The organism is Pseudarthrobacter sp. 1G09 (assembly GCF_050038305.1).
Taxonomy (GTDB): Bacteria; Actinomycetota; Actinomycetes; order Actinomycetales; family Micrococcaceae; genus Arthrobacter; species Arthrobacter equi.
On sequence record NZ_CP188306.1, the window covers coordinates 1152931 to 1168228 of the forward strand.

16 protein-coding genes and 1 pseudogene are annotated in these 15298 nt (G+C 66.8%); 6 read left to right on the forward strand and 11 right to left on the reverse strand.

Annotated features, from left to right (window positions below; all coding sequences use genetic code 11):
• Positions 1-133: 133 nt before the first annotated feature.
• Positions 134-547, forward strand: a pseudogene (locus ACP3TD_RS05385) (hypothetical protein); the annotation flags it as partial.
• Here the strand turns inward: ACP3TD_RS05385 and ACP3TD_RS05390 are convergent.
• The 6 genes from ACP3TD_RS05390 to arsB form a co-directional block, all read right to left on the reverse strand.
• Positions 534-956 carry a low molecular weight phosphatase family protein gene (locus ACP3TD_RS05390; RefSeq protein WP_426765911.1) on the reverse strand — a complete coding sequence of 141 codons (423 nt, stop codon included), beginning with the start codon at positions 954-956 and terminating at the stop codon, positions 534-536. The pseudogene ACP3TD_RS05385 and the gene ACP3TD_RS05390 overlap by 14 nt on opposite strands.
• Positions 953-1630: an arsenate reductase ArsC gene (locus tag ACP3TD_RS05395; RefSeq protein WP_426765913.1), complete on the reverse strand. Its 678-nt coding sequence runs from the start codon at positions 1628-1630 to the stop codon at positions 953-955. Before ACP3TD_RS05395 ends, ACP3TD_RS05390 begins: the two co-directional genes overlap by 4 nt.
• Before the next feature lie 44 nt (positions 1631-1674).
• Positions 1675-3060 (reverse strand): FAD-dependent oxidoreductase, encoded by a 1386-nt coding sequence (locus ACP3TD_RS05400; protein WP_426765915.1) that lies wholly within the window; start codon positions 3058-3060, stop codon positions 1675-1677.
• A gap of 100 nt (positions 3061-3160) precedes the next feature.
• A complete protein-coding gene (trxB, locus tag ACP3TD_RS05405; protein WP_426765917.1) occupies positions 3161-4138 on the reverse strand; it encodes a thioredoxin-disulfide reductase in 978 nt (325 codons plus the stop codon).
• A 19-nt stretch (positions 4139-4157) separates the two neighbouring features.
• Complete coding sequence (locus ACP3TD_RS05410; protein ID WP_426765919.1) at positions 4158-4580, reverse strand: arsenate reductase ArsC; 423 nt, start codon at positions 4578-4580, stop codon at positions 4158-4160.
• Positions 4581-4606: 26 nt separating this feature from the next.
• On the reverse strand, positions 4607-5704 hold the full coding sequence (gene arsB, locus ACP3TD_RS05415; protein WP_426765920.1) for an ACR3 family arsenite efflux transporter: 1098 nt from the start codon (positions 5702-5704) through the stop codon (positions 4607-4609).
• Positions 5705-5800: 96 nt separating this feature from the next.
• On the opposite strand from arsB, the gene ACP3TD_RS05420 reads away from it, so the two are divergent.
• Genes ACP3TD_RS05420 through ACP3TD_RS05430 form a run of 3 tightly spaced genes read left to right on the forward strand, consistent with a single transcriptional unit; the run spans position 5801 to position 6956 of the window.
• Positions 5801-6151 carry an ArsR/SmtB family transcription factor gene (locus tag ACP3TD_RS05420; RefSeq protein ID WP_426765922.1) on the forward strand — a complete coding sequence of 117 codons (351 nt, stop codon included), beginning with the start codon at positions 5801-5803 and terminating at the stop codon, positions 6149-6151.
• Between the two features lie 35 nt (positions 6152-6186).
• Positions 6187-6672, forward strand: coding sequence for an N-acetyltransferase family protein (locus ACP3TD_RS05425; protein WP_426765923.1), 486 nt, complete (start codon positions 6187-6189; stop codon positions 6670-6672).
• A 50-nt stretch (positions 6673-6722) separates the two neighbouring features.
• On the forward strand, positions 6723-6956 hold the full coding sequence (locus tag ACP3TD_RS05430; RefSeq protein WP_426765925.1) for a hypothetical protein: 234 nt from the start codon (positions 6723-6725) through the stop codon (positions 6954-6956).
• A gap of 49 nt (positions 6957-7005) precedes the next feature.
• On the opposite strand, the gene arsA is transcribed toward ACP3TD_RS05430, so the two are convergent.
• The 5 genes from arsA to ACP3TD_RS05455 all read right to left on the reverse strand — a co-directional run bounded on the left by arsA (position 7006) and on the right by ACP3TD_RS05455 (position 12293).
• Positions 7006-8769 carry an arsenical pump-driving ATPase gene (arsA, locus tag ACP3TD_RS05435; protein WP_426765926.1) on the reverse strand — a complete coding sequence of 588 codons (1764 nt, stop codon included), beginning with the start codon at positions 8767-8769 and terminating at the stop codon, positions 7006-7008.
• The gene (arsD, locus tag ACP3TD_RS05440; RefSeq protein ID WP_426765928.1) at positions 8766-9173 is read right to left on the reverse strand and encodes an arsenite efflux transporter metallochaperone ArsD; all 408 of its coding nucleotides are present in this window, start codon (positions 9171-9173) and stop codon (positions 8766-8768) included. Before arsD ends, arsA begins: the two co-directional genes overlap by 4 nt.
• A gap of 412 nt (positions 9174-9585) precedes the next feature.
• Positions 9586-10602, reverse strand: a complete 1017-nt coding sequence (locus tag ACP3TD_RS05445; RefSeq protein WP_426765929.1) for a LacI family DNA-binding transcriptional regulator — start codon at positions 10600-10602, stop codon at positions 9586-9588.
• A 37-nt stretch (positions 10603-10639) separates the two neighbouring features.
• A complete protein-coding gene (gene iolB / locus ACP3TD_RS05450; protein WP_426765931.1) occupies positions 10640-11533 on the reverse strand; it encodes a 5-deoxy-glucuronate isomerase in 894 nt (297 codons plus the stop codon).
• A 19-nt stretch (positions 11534-11552) separates the two neighbouring features.
• Positions 11553-12293, reverse strand: coding sequence for a GntR family transcriptional regulator (locus ACP3TD_RS05455; RefSeq protein WP_091718525.1), 741 nt, complete (start codon positions 12291-12293; stop codon positions 11553-11555).
• 280 nt (positions 12294-12573) lie between these two features.
• Here ACP3TD_RS05455 and ACP3TD_RS05460 point away from each other — a divergent pair, with 280 nt between their 5' ends.
• Positions 12574-13992: a sugar porter family MFS transporter gene (locus ACP3TD_RS05460; RefSeq protein ID WP_426765933.1), complete on the forward strand. Its 1419-nt coding sequence runs from the start codon at positions 12574-12576 to the stop codon at positions 13990-13992.
• Positions 13993-14153: 161 nt separating this feature from the next.
• Complete coding sequence (locus tag ACP3TD_RS05465; protein WP_426765934.1) at positions 14154-15287, forward strand: LOG family protein; 1134 nt, start codon at positions 14154-14156, stop codon at positions 15285-15287.
• The last annotated feature ends 11 nt before the right edge of the window (positions 15288-15298 follow it).

The window sequence follows — 15298 nt, forward strand, 5'->3', positions numbered from 1 at the left end:
GATAAAACCACGTGGACAAAAACGTCTGTGAGTCTTGACGTGGCTGGTCTGGGACTAGCGGGCAGTGTTGCGCCGGTCATGATGCGACCAGTCATGCCCATTCGAAAGGAAGGAGGGTGGCACCCACACCTGCGCCATCATCGAGGCCAGCACCAAGCGACAGGTCGCGTGCGAGCAGTTCCCGACCACCTCGACCGGGATTTCTCGCGCGCTTGCCTGGGTAGGCCGACGGACAGGCGGGGATACGGCCAGCCTTTGGGCCGTTGAGGGTATCGGTTCTTATGGTGCACGTCTGGCCAGGGCAGTAGGCGACGCCGGTTATGACGTGGCCGAAGCTCCACGAATGAACGCCCGAGGCCGCCGGGCAATCGGTAAATCAGATCCGATGGACGCCGCCGCCACGGGAGCAGCTGTCCTGAGCTTAGCGACCAGCCACGCCGCAAAGAACACGGGCAGGTTCGGCGCCAGCCCCACCATGGCCAGGGCCAGCGGTCCGACGAGGGATCCGCCGATCATCAGCGGGCGGGCATGGCCTAGTTCCCGGTGAGCTCCGCGTAAAGCTTCCGGACCCGGGTCTTGATGTCGTCCCGGACAAGGCGCATGCGCTCCATGCCTTCGATGCCGCGCTCGGAGGGCTCGTCCGTATCCCAGACCTCGAGCCGGGTGCCCGCGGGGACATCGACTTTTGCCTCGTTGCCCAGGACGATGACGATGTCGACCGCGTCCAGTACCTCAGTGGTCACGGGCTTGGGGTGTTCGCCGGTGATGTCGATGCCGAGTTCGGCCAGGGACTCCACGGCCTGGGGGTTCAGCGATGTACCGGGTTTGGTCCCGGCGGAGTAGACGGTGACGGTCCCGTTCGCGTGCTGGTTCATCAGTCCGGCGGCCAGCTGGGACTTTCCACCGTTCTTGCTGCAGACGAACAGGACGCCGGGCGTTTTCGTGGTCTCGGTCATGGGTTTGATTCTTCCTTGTCTGCGTGGGGCGTGGTGAGCAGCGATGCGGCCAGTGCCTTGACCCGGTCGTGGATCTCGTCGCGGATGATCCGCACGGCCGCAACGGGCAGCCCCGCCGGGTCTGCCAGGTCCCAGTCCTCATAGCGTTTGCCCGGGTAGATCGGACAGGAGTCACCGCAGCCCATCGTGATCACCACATCGGAGGCACGAACGACGTCATCGGTGAGGGGCTTGGGGTAGTCCCGGGTCAGGTCCAGCCCCATTTCGGACATCGCCGCGACGACGGCTGGGTCCAGTTCGGCCGCGGGCTGGGAGCCGGCGGACCGGACCCGGATCCGGCCCTTGGCCTCGACATTCAGCAGTGCTGCGGCGATCTGGGACCGGCCAGCGTTCTGCACGCAGACGAACAGGACTTCGGGGACCTCGGAGGTGACGGCGCCCTTGGATCTGGCCAGGGCATTGAGCCGGTCACTGGCGAAGTGCTCCGTGGTGGACGGCAGGTAGGCGGTAATCTTCGCGGTCCGGGCCAGGGCCGTGTAGGACTCGAAGACGTAGCGTTCGACTGTCTCCGCGGCGAACACACCGGCAAACCGGTCTGCCAGCCGCGCTGTGATCCGGTGCAGGACCTCGGTGTTGTCCTGCAGGCCCAGGCCATGGTCAGGGGGGTCAGTCATGTCAGCACTCCAGTGTGGTTTGGTGACGAAAGGGCGCGGCCTGCTCAGTTTTCGCCGGAGCGGCCGTGGGCCAGTCCGGTGGGGAATCCGACAAGGACGGGTTCTTGCGTTCCGCAGCAGCCGCCGGAGGTTTCGGCAACGAAGCCTGCAGGTACGGCGGCGGGGACGTCGCAGCTGGTGCCGATGTCGGAGGAGCAGACGCCGGTTTCGGGGAGTTCGAGCTGGACGGTGTCGGCTGCTTCGCGGTCTCCGGCGAGGGCTGCGGCGACGGAGCGGACCTGTTCGTAGCCGGTGGCCAGCAGGAAGGTGGGGGCCCGGCCGTAGGACTTCATTCCGACGATGTAGAAGTCCTGCTCCGGGTGGGCCAGCATCTTCGCGCCGTGCGGTTCGACGGTGCCGCAGGAGTGGAACTCGGGGTCGATCAGCGGGCCGAGCTCGCGGGGTGCTTCCACGCCGGGGTCGAGTTCCAGCCGGAGTTCCCGGAGCATGTCCAGGTTCGGGCGGAACCCGGTGGCCGGGACCACGACGTCGGCGCCGAGGGTGCGGCCGTCGGTGGAGGTCAGCGTGACGGCGCCGTCGGCGGCGGCGAGTCCGGCGATGCCGAAGCCGGTGTGCAGTTCTACGGCGCCGCTCTCGACCAGGGCGCGGAGCCTGCTGCCGAGCTGGCCGCGCGCGGCGAGGCCGTCGGCGTCGCCGCCGCCGTAGACCTTGGCCGCGGAGGCGCCGCGGATTGCCCAGACGATTCTGGTTCCGGGGACCCGGGCGGCGAGTTCGGAGAGGTTGATCAGGGTGTTGGCTGCGGAATGGCCGGCGCCGATGACGACGGCGGTGCGGCCGGCGAAGGCTGCCCGGTCGCGTCCCAGGACGTCCGGTAGGGGCGAGGAGATGTGTGCAGCCGCGGCGGCTTCGCCAACCGCGGGCAGGCCGGAGGTGCCGAGCGGGTTGCGGGTGGACCAGGTCCCGGAGGCGTCGATGACGGCGGCGGCCTGGTAGTCGCGGGTTACGCCGTCGGCGTGTTCGACCCGGACCACGAACGGGGTGGCGTCGCGGTTCCGGCTGTGGGTCTTGTCCATCCCGAGGCGGGTTACGGCGATGACGCGGGCACCGGTGTGCAGGCGGGACGCGATCTCGGGAAGCGATGCGAGCGGGGTGAGGTACCGGTCGATCAGGTCGCCGCCGGTGGGCAGCGCGGACGGCTCAGGCGCTTCCCAGCCGGTCGCGGCGAGCAGGCGTGCCGCGGCGGCGTCGGTGTTGTACTGCCACGGGGAGAACAGCCGGATATGGCGCCACTGCTCGATGGCGGCGCCCGCCGTCGGGCCGGCCTCGAGGATCAGCGGCTCCAGGCCGCGCTCGAGCAGGTGGGCTGCCGCGGCGAGGCCGACTGGGCCGGCTCCGATGACAGCTACGGGAAGGTTGGTGGTTACAGCCATGGTTTCCTCTGTTTCATCCGGTGGGGTGGTCGGTTTTTCTGGGGGCCCGCCGGTCCTCGTGGGACCGGCAGGCGGTGGAGCCCTGTTTCATCTGTGGGGGTCAGGCGTGGGTGGGTTCCTCGACCAGGGCGGTGGCGATGCTGTCCGCGTCGTCCAACGCCGCGAGGTAGCGTTCGGCATCGAGGGCGGCGGAGCAGCCGGTACCGGCGGCGGTGATGGCCTGGCGGTAGCGGTGGTCCACGGCGTCACCGCAGGCGAAGACGCCCGAGAGGTTGGTGACGGTGGTGGGGGAGTCCACCTTGATGTAGCCCTCGGCGTCGAGGTCCACCTGGCCGTGCAGCAGTTCGGTCCGCGGGACATGTCCGATCGCTACGAAGATGCCGGAGGCGGCCTGTTCGCGGGTTTCACCGGTGATGGTGTCGGTCAGGGTGACGCCGGTGACCTTGGACTCGCCGTGGATCTTGGTGATGGCGGAGTTCCAGGCGAAGCGGATCTTGGGGTTGTCCTTGGCTCGCTGGGCCATGATCCGGGACGCACGCAGCTCGTTCTTGCGCACGACGACGGTCACGGTCTTGCCGAAGCGGGTGAGGAACGTCGCCTCCTCCATGGCCGAGTCGCCGCCGCCGACGACGATGATGTCCTGGTCGCGGAAGAAGAACCCGTCGCAGGTGGCGCACCATGAAAGCCCGTGACCGCTGAACTTGTTCTCCTCGGCCAGTCCGAGCTCCTTGTACGCGGAGCCGGTGGCGAGGATGACGGCGGGCGCCTCGTGCGTCTCGCCGGCGCCGGTGACCACACGTTTGAGGTGGCCGGTGAGCGTGACTTCGGTGACGTCGTCGAACACCACCTGCGCGCCGAATTTCTCGGCCTGCTGCTGGAGCCCGTCCATCAGTTCCGGGCCCTGGATGCCGCCGGGGAAGCCGGGGAAGTTCTCCACCTCGGTGGTGTTCATCAGCGCACCTCCCGCGGTGACCGCGCCGGCGATGACGAGCGGTGCCAAGCCGGCGCGGGCGGCGTAGATCGCGGCGGTGTAGCCGGCGGGGCCGGAGCCGATGATGATCAGCTGTTGGGTGCTCACGAGAGGCTCCTGGTTCTGGTTACTTGGCGGCGGGGGTGAGGGAGGCGATGAGGCCCTCGATGCGGGTCTTGATATCGTCGCGGATCGGGCGGACGGCGTCGACGCCCTGGCCGGCTGGGTCTTCGAGTTCCCAGTCCTCGTAGCGCTTGCCGGGGAAGATGGGGCAGGTATCGCCGCAGCCCATGGTGATGACGACGTCGGATTCCTTGACGGCTTCGGTGGTGAGGACCTTGGGGATCTCGGCGGACATGTCGATGCCGAGTTCGGCCATGGCCTCGACGGCTGCCGGGTTGACCTTGTCCGCGGGGGCGGACCCGGCGGAGCGGACCTCGATGGCGCCGTTGGAGAGGGTAGTGAGGAAGGCGGCGGCCATCTGGGAGCGGCCGGCGTTGTGGACGCAGACGAACAGGACGGAGGGCTTCTTGGTGGTTTCGGTGCTCATGGGTTTCTCCTGAAGTTTCTTGGGGGTTAGGCGGAATGCGGGGTCGGGGTGAAGTAGCGTTTGCGGGCCCAGAGGGCCACGTACACCAGTGCAACAAGGACGGGAACTTCGATCAAGGGTCCGACGACGCCGGCGAGGGCCTGCCCCGAGGTGACGCCGAAGGTGCCGATCGCCACGGCGATGGCGAGCTCGAAGTTGTTTCCCGCGGCTGTGAAAGCGAGCGTGGTGGTCTTGGCGTAGCCGAGGCCGAGCCACTTGCCGATGGCCATGCCGGCGCCGAAGACCACGAGGAAGTAGACCAGCAGCGGCAGGGCGATCCGGACCACGTCCAGCGGGCGGGATGTGATGGTGCCGCCCTGCAGGGCGAAGAGCAGGGTGATGGTGAAAAGCAGACCGTACAGCGCCCACGGGCCCAGCTTCGGCAGGAACGTTCCTTCGTACCAGTCGCGGCCCTTGGCTTTTTCACCGATGGTCCGGGTGAGGAAGCCGGCCAGCAGCGGGATACCCAGGAACACCAGCACGGATGCGGTGATGGCCCAGAAGGAGAAGTCCGCGCTGGTAGTGGGCAGGCCCAGCCAGGACGGCAGCAGCTGCAGGTAGAACCAGCCTAGGGCTCCAAACGCGATGACCTGGAAGACGGAGTTGATGGCCACCAGCACGGCGGCGGCTTCCCGGTCGCCGCAGGCGAGGTCGTTCCAGATCATCACCATGGCGATGCACCGGGCCAGGCCCACAATGATCAGTCCCGTGCGGTACTCCGGGAGATCCGGCATGAAGATCCAGGCCAGGGCGAACATGAACGCCGGGGCCAGCACCCAGTTGAGGACCAGCGAGGTGATCATGAGTTTGCGGTCGCCGATGACGCGGTGCGCCTGGTCGTAGCGGACCTTTGCCAGGACCGGGTACATCATCACCAGCAGGCCCACGGCGATAGGCAGCGACACTTCACCGATCTTGACGGCCTCGAGCGCGGTGTTCAGCCCTGGGATAAAGCTGCCCAGCAGCAGGCCCAAGGCCATGGCGGCGATGATCCATACCGGCAGGAACCTGTCCAGGGTGGAAAGCCTGCCGACGACGGCGGCCTCCCCTTCACGAGTGGGCGACGGGTCAGTCTGGGTGTTCACGGGACTCCTGTGCGGTGCTGCGCTAAATTGATGGCTATCGATATAGAGTATTCACAACAATATCGATGAATGTCAATCTGTGTGCATAATAGACACATGAATTCTCTGCAAACTATTGAGCCGGGCCTCGACGAGGCCTGCTGTGCACCGTCGGACACGTCTGGTCTGAGTGCAGAGGAAGCCCAGCAGAAGGCCCTGATATTCAAGGCCCTGTCCGATCCCAACCGACTGCGCCTGCTCTCGATTGTCAAAGGCGCCGGGGCCGGGGAGGCCTGCGTCTGTGACCTCACCGAGCCGCTGGACCTGAGTCAGCCGACCGTGTCGCACCACCTGAAAATCCTGGTGGATGCCGGGCTGCTGCACCGTGAGAAGCGCGGCACTTGGGCGTATTACTCCCTGGTGCCCGGGGCCATGGAGCGGACGGCCGGCCTCCTGGCGTCCCTGTGATCTCCGAGCCGGCGCCTGGGGTCACTGTGCGGGCGATGCGGGCATCGGATTGGCCGGAGGTCCGCAGGATCTACAGCGAGGGAATCGCGACCGGACACGCAACCTTCGAGGTCGAGGCGCCGGACTGGCGCCGATTCGACGCGTCGCGGCTCGCAGCCCACCGCCTGGTGGCGCAGGCGCCGTCCCGAGGGATTCTCGGCTGGGCGGCCGTTTCGGCCGTTTCCGCCCGACCGGTGTACTCGGGCGTGGTGGAACACTCCATCTACATTTCCGATGCGGCCCGCGGCCGTGGAATAGGCGCACTCCTTCTTCGGTCCTTGATTGCATCGACGGAGATCGACGGCATTTGGACCCTCCAGGCGAGCATCTTCCCCGAAAACGAGGCAAGCATGACGCTGCACCTCGCCCACGGCTTCAGGGCGGTAGGGCGACGGGAAAAAATTGCCCTGATGTCTCACGGCCCTGCCGCGGGCCAATGGCGGGATACGGTTCTGATCGAACGGCGCACACAGTTCCCCTAGTTCTTCGCGCGGGTGCCCACCGGCGCAGGACCCCAACCAGTAAGAACACGATGGACACCGAGGCTCCCACCACCGAGGACCGGCTACGGGCGGCACTGGAAAACATCAGGACGGCAATCGCCAACACCCGCCAAACCATGGATTCACCCGGCGACGACGACTGGGTTCAGGACGGTGAGTCGGATGCTGAGTACCTGCGGGCGATCCAGCGCGACACGATTGCCAGGCTGGAAGCCGCTGTCCGCGACGTCGAAGTGCTGCTGGCCCGGGACCCGGGCCGCTAGCAGGACGGGCTCCAGCCCCCGCCTCACGCGGGGCGGGGCGGGATTCCGGTCAGGCGGGATGGGAGCTGAGGGCTGTCAGTGCCGACAACTTCTCTTCGCCGACGGGTTCTTCGGCCAGCATGGGAATGAGACCGACCCGGTCCGTCAGGGTGTGGACCTTCGTGATCTGTTCAGTTTCGCTCGCGGCGCGGGCCCGCAGGAACGACGTCTGTGGGTGTGCGGCGGCGATCGAGTTGTTAATCACCCACGCCCACGGGTGGATTCCGGCCCGCTCCAGGTCATCCTGCAGCTCCTGGGCTTCCAGCAGGGGCGTGGTTTCGGCCAGGGTGACGAGAACGACCTTCGTCTGGGCCGGGTCCTGGAGCCGCATGAGCGGCGTCACGAACCCCATGGTGGCGCCGACCTGGCGTGCGATCTCGCGGTGGTAGGAACCCGTGGCGTCCAGCAGCAGCAGGGTGTGGCCCGTCGGTGCGGTGTCAATCACCACGAAATGCCGGCGGGATTCCTGAACGACCTTGGAGAATTGCCGGAACACCGCGACCTCATCGGTGCACGGGGATAACAGGTCCTCGGCGAGGGCCGCGCGCCCGTCGTCGTCCAGGTTCCTGCCCTTGGTCTCCATCACATGGCTTCGATATTCCTCGATGGCCGCCTCCGGATCGATGCGTGAGACCGTCAGGCCCGGGATGGAACCATGGAGGGTTTCGGTCAGGTGCGCTGCCGGGTCGGTTGTGGTGAGGTGGACGGCATGACCCCGTTTTGCCAGGGCGACCGCGATGGCGGCAGCGACGGTGGTTTTTCCCACGCCGCCCTTGCCCATGCACATCACGAGGCCGTGGCCGTCGAGTTCGATTTCGTCCACGAGTGCAGCCAGCGGGGCATCTTCAACTCCGGGGACCAGAGCTGCGTCATCGGTGAAACCGGCACCGGAGCTGGTCGCGAACAAGGACTCAAGTGCCCGAACGCCGACCATGTTGCCTTGCTTCAGATCCAGCACATCGCGGGGAAGGCCGGCGACCGCCTCGGGAATGGCGGCGATGACCGAGGCCTCACGGGCGCGCAGGGCCTGCGCGAGCTCCTCCTCCCCGGCGGCCGGCGGCAGGACGCCGTTGATAACCACGTAGCCGCCGCTGATTCCGATCTGGTTGAGCTCGAGGTACGTCCGCTCGATCTCGCTCAGGGAGGAGGTCTGGGCCCGGCTGACCAGCACGAGGCGGGTCCGGGCCGGGTCCGTAAGTGCCTGGACTGCCTTGGCATACACCTGTTTATGCTTCTCGAGCCCTGAGAGGGGGCCCAGGCAGGACGGATTCCCCTTGCCCGTTTCCAGAAAGTCGGTCCAGGAACCGGGGAGCTGCAGGAGTCGGATCGTGTGGCCTGTCGGGGCGGTATCGAAGATGATGTGCTCATACTCCCCGTAGGAGCTGTCATCGGCGAGCAGGTTGGTGAACTCGTCGAACGAGGCAATCTCCGTAGTGCAGGAACCCGACAGGCTCTCGGCGATCCCGGCCAGCTCCGTCTCGGGAAGGAGTCCGCGGACGGGGGAAATGATCCGCTCACGGTAGGCCTCGGCTGCTTGCTCCGGGTCAATTTCCAGTGCAGAGAGCCCCGGCACCTCCGGGATGGGAGTCACGGTGTTGCCGATGGTGATACCGAAGACCTGCCCCACGTTGGAGGCGGGATCGGTGCTGACCAGCAGCACTTTCTTGCCGGCTCTGGCAAGGGTGAGCGCTGTCGCGCACGCCACCGACGTCTTGCCCACGCCGCCCTTGCCGGTGAAAAACAGGAACCGGGGCGTGTTCTCAAGAAACTTCACGCCGGGACCTGGCAGCACCCCGTCGAGCCGCCGCAGCAGCCGCCGGACTTCTTCTCGGTGAGGCCCAGCTCCGGGCGCGGCTGCTGCTCCTCTGCAGGTTCGCCGAGCCCGGCGAAAGTCAGCAACTGGCCCCTGCTCGGGTAGGTGCCGGTGGCGACCGTAACGCCGTCGACGATAGTGAGCGGCAGCCCCTTGGAAACGACCAGGTGCATGAACCCGCGGACCGTCTCATCCTCCGCGAAGGCGGTCGGTTCGCTGGCGAGGTTGTGGCGCGCAATATCGGCGCCGAGGCCCTGGAGATGACGCACGTTGGCGGTCACGTCCACCAGGGACTGGTCCACGTCGGGGCCGCACACGCCGGTGTCGCAGCAGAGAGCGGATTCGTAAATTCGGATAGCAGGCATGCGGTTCTCCTTGGCTTTCATGGTGATTCGACTCGACACCGAAGCACAGGGCCTCACCCATCCAGTCCGCCCTTCCGGGAACGCGACCAGCATGACTGCGACCTCTCTAAGCATATCGATAGTCGTCGATGTATGGAAGGGTAAAGAGGTGGCATGGCCAACGACGCCGATGGCAAGCACGCAGAGGGGCGCGCCCTCAGTGCATAGCGTGTGACGGTCGGCGAGTGCAGGTGACTTCTGACATCCGTGCAGACGGGTTCTGAACTGACGCCAGGTCTACTGCACGGACCTCGCTTCGCTGATCTCCTCCTGCAACCCATCCTCTGCTTGCCCTTCGGGTTGCCCCGGTTCCGTCGGGCACAGCTACGCGCTGCTTCGCCAGCAGGCAAAAACAACCGGGGGAGCCAGGGGATCAGGCTGCGGGGTCGGAGGAGCGGCGGACCATCAGGGCCGGTTCCAGCTTGCGGGTTGCCGCCGGCCGGCCGGTCCCGGCGATACGGTCCAGCATGGCCTGCGCCGCCACCTTGCCCAGCTCCCTGGCGTGCTGGTCGATGGACGTCAGGCCAATCAGCGGTGAGGCGGCAAACTCAATGTTGTCGCAACCAACGATCGCCACGTCGCCCGGGACGGACAGTCCCCGGGAGGCCAGGGCTTCCATGATGCCAATGGCGGTGAGGTCGTTGTGCGCAAAGACTGCCGTGGGCGGCTCAGCCCCGGAGTCCAGGAACTGTTCCATCACGGCCCGCCCGCCCCGTTCGGTCATGTCGCTGTGCACCAGCTGGGGTTTGAGGCCGTGCTCCTCCATGGCGTGCAGGTAACCCTCGCGGCGGGCGGTATAGGGGAGCCAGTCGGAGATGTCCACATGCGCAATCCGCCGGTGCCCGAGTCCGTAGAGGTGCTCCACGGCGAGTACGCCGGAACGGAAGTCGTCCGTCAAAACGGAATCGACGCCGTCCACCTCCATCTCCCGGGTGATGACCACGCCGGGAGTCCCGCGCAGGGCGGCCGCAAGGTCCCCGGAGGTGCCGGTGTAGCCAGCCAGGATCACCCCGTCCACGCGCAAGTCCACGAAGTTGCGCACCGCTTCGATCTCGGCGCCCGGGTCAGCGGAGCCGACGGCGACCATCACCTGGTTGCCGCTTCCCGCCAGCCCTGCGCTGAGGCCGTCATAGATGTCGGCGAAGACGGAGTTGTGCAGGTCGAGGAAGAGGACTCCGACGGCGTTGGTCCGGTGGCTCGCCAGCCGGCTGGCCAGCCGGTTGGGGGAGTAGCCCAGGGCGGCGGCGCTTTCCAGCACCGCCGTCCGCTTAGCGGGAGAGACCTTGGGAGAATCGCGCATCACCAGGGACACCAGCGCCCGGCTGACTCCGGCCTCGCGCGCCACATCCTCCATGGTTACGGACCGCGGCGAAGGGGAAGTCTGTTTCACAAGACTCCACTATGCCAGCAGGCGGCCCGGCCCGGCCTTAGGCTCCGAAGGGCAGCCGCGGGTCGATGTTTTGAGTGTCCCAGGTCTGGCGTATCCAGCCGTGGTGCGGGTCGTCGCTGATCAGCCATTCCCGGACGGGCCCGGGGCCCGCCATAACGTTGAGGTAATACAGGTCATAACCGGGGGCTGCCATGGCCGGGCCGTGCCAGCCGTAAGGGACCAGGACGACGTCGCCGGTGCGGACCTCGGCGGAGACGTCGATGGGCCGCTCATCCGAGGCGTAGACGCGCTGGTAGCCGATGGCATCGGCGTCGGACGGCGCTCCGGATCCGTCGGCCACCTGCGTTTCGAAGTAGTAGATCTCCTCGAGATGGGTTTCGCCGTCCTTTTCCTCGTCGTGCTTGTGGGGCGGGTAGGAGGACCAGTTTCCGGCGGGGGTAAGGACTTCGCAGACGATGAACCGGTCCGCTTCGAGCGCGGCCGGTGTGCCGAAGTTGTGGACCTGACGGGAGCAGTTGCCCGCCCCGCGCAGTTCCACCGGCGTCTCCGCGGCCGGGACGAGCCGGGTGGGGTACGAGGCCTTGGCGGGTGCCGTCGCGACGGCGACCCGGCCGCCGTCGGCCGAGCTGATGGTGACGGCGCGCCCGGTGCCGGTATAGAGCACGTCGCTGGGGCCAGCGAACACGGACGCGCGGCCTGCCAGCGGATAGGCCGTCCCCTCAACGGTCACGGTGAAGGACCCGTTGAGGGGTACCACGATGCGTTCTTCGTCCGCGGCGGGAAGTTCGACGGCGGCGCCCGCGGCCAGGGTGGCCACCTTCAGGCCGGTGTGGGCCCATCCGTCCACGGAGAGGGTTGAATCGGACGTTCCGATCGAAACGTCCCAGGAGCCGTCGGCGGCGGTGCCCAGGGGGTAGACCCAGTTGGTCATGGTGTGTGTTCCTTGCGGTTTAGCGTTGTACGAGAGTCATTTCGAAGCTGTAGGAATCGGCGCGGTAGACGTGGTGCCCGGTCTCGATGTGACGGCCGGTGTCGTCTACCGCGGTGCGCTCCATGGTGACCAGCGCCGAACCTTCGGCTGCATCCAGCATGGAAGCCTGGTACTCGTTGGCCGTCACGGCCCCGATCCGCTGGGTGGCCAGCCGGAAGTTGACGCCGCCGCGGCGGAGGATCGAGTAGAGGCCTTCGGCTGACAGCATCGCTTCGTCCATGGAAGCGATGTCGTCGCGCACCCAGTTCTCCATCAGGGCCAGCGGCTTCCCGCCCACTTTCCGCAACCGGGTGAAGTGGTACACCTTGGATCCGGCCGGCAGTTGGAGGATGGCCAGGGTGGCGTCGTCGGCCTCAATGTGGGAGAAGCTGAGCACCTCGGTGGTGGGCTTCTTGCCGTTGTTGGTGAGGTCGTCATAGAGGCTGGAGAGTTCCAGGGGGCGGCGGACCTGGCTGGAAACCACCTGGGTTCCGACGCCGCGCTTGCGCACCAGCAACCCGGAGCGCACCAGCTCGTCCATGGCCTTGCGCATGGTGGGCCGCGAGAGGTTCAGCTGCGCCGCGAGGTCGATCTCGTTATCCAGCCGGCTGCCCGGTTCCAGCACGCCGCTGTGGATGGCTGCCTCGATGCCCTGGACCACTTGGTGGTAGAGCGGCACGGGGGAGGAGCGGTCGATGCTGAGGCCCAGGTTGTTCGCCACGGTGTATTCCTGTTCTCGGTCGCAGCGTCCGGTTCCGCCCGGATGGGGCGCAGCCGCCTTGCCGCCATATGTTCTCTTGATAGGACATACTTTCTGGTTCGATCGTAGCAGGCGGGGTTGTTGGGTCAAGGCTGGATGCGCGCCAGTTGCCCCACGCCCTCGCAATTAAATTGTTCTGACATTAAGACTTTCTCTTGACCCCGGCTATTAGAGCGCTCTAATCTAGTGGCACGCATCACATTCCAGACCGTCCGGTCCTTAGAGAATCTGAGAGGCAACAATGCTGTTGCAGAAACCTTCACCCAATGCCGCCGGGTCCACCCGCCGGGGCTATCTGGCCCGCCTGACCGTCATCTCCACCCTCGGCGGACTGCTGTTCGGCTACGACACCGGCGTGATTTCCGGCGCCCTGCTGTACATGAACGACTCCCTGAACATGACCGCCGTCGAAGAAGCCACAGTTGTCAGCGCCCTGCTCTTCCCCGGTGCCGCCGTTGGAGCCCTGGCCGGTGGCCGGATGGCGGACAAACTGGGCCGCCGCGGCTCGCTGCTGGTCTGCGCGCTGTTGTTCCTGGTTGGCGCTATCGGCTGTGCCATCGCACCCAACGTCACGTTCATGGTCGGTGCCCGCATCGTCCTTGGCCTGGGCGTTGGTGCAGCTGCCGTCACCTGTCCGCTGTACCTCGCCGAAATGGCGCCTGCCCACCTTCGCGGGCGGATGGTCACCATCAATGAACTCATGATCGTGACCGGCCAGATGCTGGCCTTCGCCATCAACGCCCTGCTGGACGCCCTGATCCACGACACCGAAGTGTGGCGCACCATGCTGGGCATCGCCTCGCTCCCCGCCTTGGCGCTCCTTGCCGGAATGCTCATGCTCCCCGAATCGCCGCGCTGGTACGCCATCCGCGGACGGCTCGAAGACAGCCGCCGCGTCCTGGCCATGAGCCGCACCCCGGAACAGGCCGCTGCCGAATTCGAGGAAATCGCCCGGACCGCCCGCACCGCCAAGGAAGAACGTGGCCACGCCTGGCGCGACCTGAAGAACAACCCCTGGATGCGCCGGCTGCTGTGGATCGGCATCGGCCTGGCCACCGTCCAACAGGCAACGGGCATCAACACCGTCAACTACTACGCACCCACCATCCTCGAAAAGAGCGGGCTTGGCGTCAGTGCCTCGCTTGTGGCCACCATCGGCGTCGGCGTCACTTCGGTACTGATGACCATCCTGGGCATCTGGCTGCTGGGCTTCGTGGGCCGCCGCAAAATGCTGGTCATCGGCTTCTCCGGCGTGGTGGGTTCGCAGGCGTTGCTGGCCATCGTCTTCCTCCTGCCGCAGTCCGACCTTGCCAGCTACACCATCCTGGCCGCCATGATGCTGTTCGTGGCTTTCGTCCAGTGCTTCATCGGTACCTGCGTCTGGCTCCTGCTCTCGGAGATGTTCCCGCTGGCCATCCGCGGCTTTGCGATGGGAATCGCGGTCTTCGCCCTGTGGACCGTCAACGCCGCCATCTCCTTCCTGTTCCCCATCGTGGTCAATGCCCTCGGCTCCACCGGAACCTTCGGACTGTTCGTCCTGGTCAACGTCGCGTCGCTGGCCTTCGTGGCGAAGTTCGTCCCGGAAACGAAGGGCCACTCGCTTGAGGACCTTGAGGCACACTTCCGTGACGGGGCCGTGCCGGCGAAGGTTTCCGCCTAGCACTCCGGCGAAGACAGCTGCATCCTGCTATCCGCCTGCCAAACATCGCGGGGTCGGCCCCAGCCCTTCCGGTACCAGCCGGGCGGGCGGGGTCCGGCCCCGCCTTCGCGTCCGCTGGCCTAGGCTGAACCCATGACCAGCGGCGGACGACGACGGCAGCCATGAGCCATTCCGGAAAGCTGGGGCCAACGCCCCGCAGCCTCGAAGTCGAGGACCTGGAGAGTTTCGACCGGCTGGTCGCCGCGGGGGCGGTCCGTGCCCACGGATGGCATGCGCAGTCCCTGGACCTGCGCGGCAGGTCGGCGGCGCTCAACGGCCTGGACGTGGAAGGCGCCCTGTTCCTGGGCTGCACGTTTGACGACGGGATGGAAAGCAGGCTGCGCGGCCGGGGAGCCCTGATCTTTCCGCGGCTGCAGGGGGTCCCCTTCGATCCGTACCGCTCAGCCCTGTACTCGCCCGCCGAACTGTACAAAGGGCTGGCCGGCGCTCCCTACGAGGAACTGCCGGATGCGCGGATCTACCACTGGAGCATCCAGCCGGGCCGGGAACACCGAGTGGAAGCCACCTTGGCATCTTCCCTGCACGACCATGCCATCGGCGATGCGCTGGACGAGGTGCTCCGGGCCGGCCCCTGGTCCGGGAAACGCATGGTGGGCGTCATGGGAGGGCACGCGGCGAAACGGGGGAGTGAGGACTACGCGGAGGCCGCGCGGCTGGGACGGCTCCTGGTCAGCGGCGGACATGCAGTCGCCACCGGTGGCGGGCCGGGCGCCATGGAAGCGGCCAACCTGGGCGCCTACCTTGGCGGGTACGACGACGGCGGGCTGCAGGCAGCGCTCGACCTCCTGGCTGCCGTCCCCGGCTTCCGCCCTTCCGTGTCTGCGTGGGCACGCGCCGCGGCAGCCGTCGTCGAACGCTACCCCGGCGGGACACCCTCGCTGGGCATTCCCACCTGGTTCTACGGGCACGAGCCGCCCAACTACTTCGCCACCCACATCGCCAAGTACTTCGCCAACTCCATCCGCGAGGCCGTGCTGCTGGACGTCTGCCGGGGCGGCATCATCTTCCTCCCGGGCGCCGCGGGGACCGTCCAGGAAATCTTCCAGGACGCCTGCGAGAACTACTACGGCGCACGGGAAAAGGTGACGCCCATGGTCCTGGTGGGCAAGCAGTACTGGACCCGCGACTACCCCGCCTGGCCGCTACTCCGGCAGCTCGCCGCGGGCCGCGCCATGGAGGACCGGATCTTCCTGGTGGACACCGTGGACCAGGCCGTGGCGGTGTTGCAGGGCTGACGGGCACTGTG